At 72.5% G+C, this 622-nt stretch carries 1 pseudogene; it reads right to left on the reverse strand.

Annotated elements, in window-relative coordinates:
• Positions 1 to 527, reverse strand: a pseudogene (locus KUM32_RS37055) (two-component sensor histidine kinase); the annotation flags it as partial.
• Positions 528 to 622: the final 95 nt, after the last annotated feature.

Raw genomic sequence — 622 nt, forward strand, 5'->3', positions numbered from 1 at the left:
AGGAGCGCGGTGCGCTCGGCTTCGAGGCGGGCCGCCTGGGCGGCCTCGCGGTGCGTGCGGATGATCGCGCCGGTCCAGGCGGGGACGATGGTGATCATCGCGGTGGCGAAGCCGAGCAGCAGGGCGGCCGAGTCCTGGAAGCCGACGAGGGTGCCGACCGTGATCAGCGCCGTGATCAGGTAGCAGTCGCGCGGGATGCGGCGGGCCGCCTGCGGCGAGCCGTACAGCACGGCCGCGTACACCAGGTCCGAGAACATCAGCACCGTGGTCACCAGCGTGCCGCTCAGGATGTCGAGCGCGAGGGCGCAGGTGGCGATGGTGAGGCCGAGTTGCGGGGCCGTACGCCGCAGCAACTCGGCCCCGGACATCACGAACAGCGCCACCAGCGACAGCCAGCCCGGCAGCCCGAAGGCGGCGGGGCTGTTGCGCAGGTCGAGCGCGTAGAGCAGGAGCCCGGCGAGCAGCCCACCGACGCCGAACAGCACGTCGTGCTCGTGCGGGCGGAACGGGGACCGGCTGCGGGGCATGTCTCCATCACAACACGCAGGTCACCGGCCCGGCGTCCGCTGACGGTCGCGGGTGCGGCCGGGGCGAGTACATCGAAGGATGCAGCGCCCTCTCG

It is taken from the genome of Streptomyces sp. AC627_RSS907 (assembly GCF_019049165.1).